This is a genomic window from Microvirga puerhi (assembly GCF_020089865.1).
Classification (GTDB): domain Bacteria; phylum Pseudomonadota; class Alphaproteobacteria; order Rhizobiales; family Beijerinckiaceae; genus Microvirga; species Microvirga puerhi.
Map to the genome: position 1 here is coordinate 1 of NZ_JAIRBM010000037.1, position 6,955 is coordinate 6,955.

A 6,955-nucleotide genomic window follows, 5' to 3' on the forward strand; every position below is an offset into this window, starting at 1 on the left:
CGCGATCGAGGTAATCTCGACCACGACACCGCCATCCAGCAACACGGCGCCGACCCTTGTCGTGACCGGTCCGACCTCGTTCACCACGGCGGCGACCGGTGGTCTTGCCATACCATTCAAAGGCGTCACCGTTGCTGACGCTGACGGCGATGCGATCACCCTGACGATTGCCTTCGCCGATGCCGATGGTGCCCTGGCCGGCCTTGGCGCACATGGTGGAGTGCAGATGCTCACCAATATGGTGAGCAGCGACGGTCTTCGCACCGTGACGCTTCTGGGCTCGGCGGCAAGCCTGAACACCTATCTCGATGGCGTCACCTTCAATCCGACCGATCGCGGTCCAGGACCGAACGTGACCACCAACTTCACCTTCACGGTGAAGGACGACAGCCACACCGCGACGGCCTACGCCAATGCGATCCAGGTGGTCTCAGATGCGAGTTACGTCAACCATGATCCGAACAGTCTTACCTTCACGAACCATCAGACTGAAATCTGGTCTCGACCCGAGATCCCGGGAGCTCTGGTCGGAGCACTGATCGCGTCCGATCCGGATCCTCAAGATCAGGGGCTGCTATCGTTTGAGCTGGTTTCGGATCCGAACAACCTGTTCGTCGTCTCGCCCGACGGCATCGTCAAGCTGCAGGCCGGCAAGAGCCTCGGCCTCTTCTCAGACGTCACCATCGTGGTCCGTGTGTCGGATGGTCATGGCGGCTCCATGTTGCAGCAACTGACCATCCATGCGGATGGACCGAGCAGCGATACGCCTCCGGTGATCCATGTGAACGGGGCGACCGACTTCTCGATCAACGATGTGGCGACGGTCGCGCCGTTCCAGAATCTGGTCTTCACGGATGCGGAGGACGACGCGACGAATCCGGCGACTCCCATCACCGTGCTGGTCCGGTTCCTGGGGCAGTTGAACGGCGATTTCGAGAATCTCCCGACGAATCTGCCGCCGGGCGTGGAATTCACCTATGTCAATGGCGACTCGATCCTGGTGAAGGGCACCCACGATCAAGTCACAAAGATCCTGAAGCAGCTGCAGTTCAACCCACACGATGGGGTCAGCAAGATGACCGACTTTACGGTCATCGCCTTCGACTCCCAGGATGTTCCATCGCAGGAGGTCCATGTCCACGTTACCTCGGCCGCGACCGGTGGAACCAACCATTCGCCGACCATCGAGATCGACCCGAATGGGACGCCCGTTCTGCCACCCTATGACACGGCGACAACCCAGCCGTTCAAGAATCTGATCTTCAAGGACCAGGATCTGAACGACACGCTGACCGTGACTGTGAAGTGGACCGGAGCCGATGGCGAGTTCGACGTCTCGGCAGCGGCTTCCTTCGGTGTCACCATCGTTCAGAACAATAACAACGGAAACGTGCTCCAGGTCTCGGGCTCGCAGCAGAATCTGACGAACTTCTTCAAAGTCCTGCAGTTCGCGCCGGATGACTTCCCGAACGATCCCTATGATACGGGGCACCCGGTCACGTTCAGCGTCGATGTCCAGGATCAGAAGGGGGCGCATGACACGACCGAGATCGAGACGTCGGTGCTCACGGACAACCGTGCACCGGATCAGGTGAATATGGATGCGTACTATCCGGACGGCATTTCTGAGGATGCCGGTGTGGGACAAGAGGTCGGAGTTCTCGTAGGACACGATCCGAACCTGAACGATAACATCATATTCTATCGCCTTGCCGACACAGCTGGCGATCGGTTCGATCTCGTAAAGATGGACGATCAATGGGTGATCGTCGTCAACGGAGTCTTGGATTACGACACCTTGCCGGACGCACAGAAGGATCCGAGCGGCACGAAGGGATGGTACGAGATCAAGGTGATTGCAACGGATGACCATGGTCTGGAATCCGCGCCCATCTCCGTGAAGGTCTGGGTCCATAACGTGACGCCTGAACCGGACAACACTGCGCCGGTCATTTCCGTCGATGCTAACGGCCACACGTCCTGGGCGATCAGAGATGACGAGACGGTTGCCGCGTTCCACGATCTGACCTTCACGGATGCGGAGGACGGTGCAACGATTCCCCCGACTCCGATCACCGTCGTCATCATGATGGACAGGATTGGCGATGGCCTGTTCGAGTTGCCGCCTGAGGGGAAGTATAACGTAACTCCCACATACGACTCCGATGGCGGCGTATTGCAGGTTGTCGGTCTCCAGGAGGATGTTACGGCCTACCTCAAAGAGGTGGTGTTCAACCCGTACCCTGGCCGAGGGGCCAAAGGCTCGACCTGGACGATGGATTTCACGGTCATTGTCATCGACTCGGATGCGGCTTGGGCCCGAAAGCACGTGACGGTCGACACGACCGTGAGCGGCAATGTCGCCGACAATGCGGCGCCGACGATCACAGTCGATCCGACGAAGGCGGAAACCGACACGAAGGATTGGGATCCGCCGGTCAATCCGTTCCTCGGTGTCACTCTCAAAGATACTGACAGCGGCAACGAGGACCTGACTCTGACAATCGGCTTCAATGCTGACGATGGGTCGCTCAACGGTCTGAACTATGGTGGTATCAGGTCGGATTTCGCCGGCCGGGTCACCTGGACCTTCACGGGCAAGCTCGCGGCCCTGCAGGCCATGCTGGGACTTCTCACCTTCGACGCCACGGAGCACACCCAGGCCGGTAGCCCGATCACGACCCAGTTCACGATCACTCTCGACGATGGCCACCATGCCTTCCCAGCGAGCAACACAGAGGTGAAGGTCGTCACGACCGTGACGGGTCCGACGGGACAGAACAACCTATACTATATCGTGGATGGCACGGAGACCTTCCATAACGAAGTTCCGGGGCCGGAAGGTGGCTTCGATATCGCTTACGTCAAGTACACGGGCGGTCACTACACCCTTGCCGACAACGATGGCATCGAGGTTCTGCAGGCTTACGATACCAATACTGCGGGGATCGACGTTGCGGGTAACAACCTGAGCAACACGATCATCGGCGGCGCCTTCAACGACACCCTCGACGGCGGCAGCGCCGGCCAGGATGTGCTTCGCGGCGGCAAGGGCGACGATACCTACGTCGTCTCCCGAGACGGCGTGATCATCGAGGAGGACACCACCGAGACCGGCGGTATCGACACCGTCAAGCTGACCGGGAATTTCTTCGCAAATGGCGGTTACACGCTCGGCCAATTCCTTGAGAACCTCGACGCCAGCGCCACAACTGGCGTCATGACTCTCAACGGCAACGAACTCGGCAACGCCATCACCGGCAATGCGGACAGCAACATTCTGCAGGGCTTTGACGGCAATGACACGCTCGACGGCGGCGCCGGATCAGCCGCAGACGTTCTCAAGGGCGGCAGCGGAAACGACACCTATAAAATCCGCCACGCCAGCGACGCGATCGTGGAGGGTGACGGCGATTCCTTCGATGTCGCGGAAATCTACCTCCATGAGGAATATCGTCTGAAGGCGGACGCGCAGGTCGAGGTGCTCCGCGCTGGCGAAGGCTTTACGCAAGGTGTCCACCTCATCGGTAATGCCTACTCGTCATTCCTCCTTGGAAGCGGTTCCTTGGCCGTGTCCGATACGCTCGACGGTGGCACCGGCGTCGGCATCGCTCACCTCTTGGCGGGTGGCGATGGCAACGACACCTATTACATCGTCAACGTGAATGACGAGATCGAAGGCGAAAGGGACCTTGAGGACTCGGCCGACAACGGCAAGCTTCACGGTGACGATGACGTTGCTTACCTCTACCGCGGCCTCTATGAGACCGAGGCGGCCTTGCAGGAGAAAATCAACCACTACACGGCCCGAGGGATCGAACGGGTCATCGTCCTCAACGGTGTCCCCGAAGCGCCGGACAACGCTGCGCCGACCAATGTCCGTCTGTCGAATGGCGGGCTGGAGGCCTCGGTGAAGGAGAACTCGCCGGAAGGGACCAGTGTCGCAATCGTCATTGCCGATGACGACACTCCGGACACTACCGGCATGACGTTCGAGATCTTCAACAACGATGTCTTCGGTATCGATGCGGCATCGGGAGAGATCTACGTTCTCGACAAGAGCAAGCTGGATCTCGAGCAGCAGCAATCCTACACGGTCCACGTCCGTGCCAAGGATGCCGGTGGCCTCTACTCCGCCTGGAAAGACGTCACCATCACTCTGACGGACGAAAACGAGGCTGCCGACAACATCGCCTTCAGCGATCTCAAGAACGTCGCTGTCGGAAATGACGTCGGAACTCTCGTGGCCAAGGCGACGGCTCACGATCCGGACATTTATACGGATGCGTACCGGGTCAACCATTATCGGTTCATGAACGGCACGGCTGTCAGCGACGATGGCTTCTTCGAGATCGATCCCGATAGCGGCCAGATCAAGGTTCACAACAAGCTGACGGATGCGGGGCAATATTCCCTCTGGATCGTGGCCTACGATGCACAGAATCACGTCAGCCAGGCCTTCGAATACAAGGTGGTCGTCCAGGACGCCGGCAACCAGCCGCCATCCAACGTGCACCTGACCACGGGTGGAACCGCGTTCTCGGTCGACGAGAACACGGACAACACGACCTTCAGCCACTTCATCACGGCTGACGACGACAAGTCCGGTTCTCTGACTTACTACATGGACGCGAACGATCTGTTTGTGATCGATAAGGACACCGGGCAGATCAGCATCAAGGACGGCGCCAAGCTCGATTACGAGACGAACGCCACCTACACGGTCACGGTCTATGCCATGGACGGTGAAGGTGCCTTGTCCGCCGGTCAGCAGATCCAGGTTACGATCAACGACAAGAATGACGGGCCCGACTCGGTCGCAGTCAATCACGTCGCGGATATCAAGGTCGGAAGCGGTGGGGGTATCGTAGTCGCACAGGCTGCTGCCAGTGATGTCGATGCGGATCCGCTAAATCGGCAGAACCACTATCGCTTCGTGGATGCCGAAGATCCGAACGGCCGCTTCAGCAAGGATGGTCTGTTCGAGATCGACGCCCAAACCGGCGAGATCAAAACGCGCCACGACGTCAGCCAATCCGACTTCTACAGCCACAACCTGAAGGTCCAGGCGTTTGACCAGGACGGTCATTCGGTGGAGACGACCTATACGGTGGATGTGGGGGCGAGCGACGATCCAGGTCCCATTCCCGAGCTGATCGACAACAAGACTGTTCTTGAGCATGTGAGAAACGGCACAGCTGTCGGTAAGCTGCTGAGTGTCAATTCCGCAACTGGAGAGACGTTTAGCTATCAGCTTGTGACGGGCCAGACCGAAGACCGCTTCACAATCGACGCTCAGGGCATCCTGCGCGTAAAGGATGGCTTGCGGCTCGATTTCGAGCAGGGGCGTCTGGCGACTGTGAAGGTCCTGGTCACAAGCAGCTTGCATGGCACCTTCGAGCATGATCTGCCAATCACGCTTCGTAATTTGGGTACCGAAGTGGTCACCGGCGGCTCAGGAAATGATAAGATTGTTTCCGGCCAATTCTCGGACGTGCTGGATGGTGGGGCAGGGAATGATACGCTGATCAGCGGCCTTGGCGATGATCAGCTCACCGGCGGTGATGGTAACGATACCTTTGTGTTCGATCAGGTCACTTTCGACGAGTTCCCTGGTGTCGAAAATGTCGATACGATCATGGACTTCAATGTTGACCATGATCATATCGAATTGAGGCAGCAAGCCTTCGATGCGCTGGATCTTGGAGTCTTGAACGTAGATGTCTTCCATGTCGGTTCGCTCGATACCATGACGGAGAACAGTCGGATCATCTACGATCAGGAACACGGAGATCTGTATTACGACCTGGATGGTTCTGGGACGGACTTCGCCTCGAAGAAGATCGCGACCTTTATGGAAGATCCCGACACAGGGCTGCGGCCTGTTCTCAATCTCTCTCACTTCCTCGTGGTCTGAGCGGAAGAAGGTGGCAAGGCACAATTAAACCTTGCCACCTTCACGTAAGGTTGTATCATTTAATTTGAATATTGCTGCAGCAGAAGGTGCTTCGGATGAGATCCTTCAAGCTGGAGCATGATGGTCCTTCGGAACCTCAGGGATTATCGGAAGGTCGCCGGGACGTTTAAAAACTTAAGGGGCAGTATCTATGACTTACGCGCTGAAAATCGCAGTTGGATCCCAAGGATCGGATGATACCGGAAACCTCGGCTACGGCGCTCTGTTCGATGAGGCGACCGCTCAACCTGGTCACGGCCTTGGGGGCGTTGTCATTGGCCAGATCATCGGTATGGATCCGGGCGTGACAAATATCACGTTCCGTGACTTTGGCGACGGAACATCCGGCGATCAGGGTGGTCGCTACGAGATCGTTCATACAACGATCAACGGCGTGCTGGGCTGGTATATTCTGGTGAAGGCCGATCGTGGCGGAGAATTGGACTTCAACTACGAAGGAACGCGTGTTCACAATATCTCAGTGAATGCCTATAACGCAGCCGGAACTCTTATTGGCGAGGGTGACTACACTGTCACCATGCGAAACGTGAACGAGGCGCCGCGCGACATCACTTTTGGGACCGAGGCGACAATCACAGCCGGGCAGACGCAGGCAGGTATTGACTTCGTCAAAGCCACTTGGGCGAGCGACCCGGATTCTGCGCCTAGTTTCCGCACCAATGGCTATGGCTTCCTTGTGAACGGCAACGTCGTGCTGAGCGATGGCGGATTTACGATCGACGCCAGCACGGGCCAAATCAAGACGAACAGCAATATCGGCTCGGAAGTCGCCGGCAATAGAACCCTTCAAGTCGTGAGTTACGTGATTAACAGCGGAACTCCAGATTTTAATACAAGGTATGTTGAAGCTCACACCTTCACGATTGCGGCGGCGGCGAACAACCCGCCTCCGGCGCCGTCGGGTTCGTTCAACGTGAACGAGCATTCGGCAGCGAACACCGTGGTGGCGACGCTGGCGGCGACGGACGTGGACGGCCA

The 6,955-nt window shown here is 57.8% G+C and carries 2 protein-coding genes; both read left to right on the forward strand.

From position 1 onward, the window contains the following. Window positions 1-61 precede the first annotated feature (61 nt). Entirely contained in the window at window positions 62-5,917 is a 5,856-nt protein-coding gene (locus K9B37_RS25040; protein WP_224316424.1) for a cadherin domain-containing protein, read from the forward strand. Window positions 5,918-6,107: 190 nt separating this feature from the next. Beyond that, window positions 6,108-6,955, forward strand: an 848-nt coding sequence (locus K9B37_RS24435; RefSeq protein WP_224316425.1) for a cadherin repeat domain-containing protein, incomplete at its 3' end; no start/stop codon positions are given.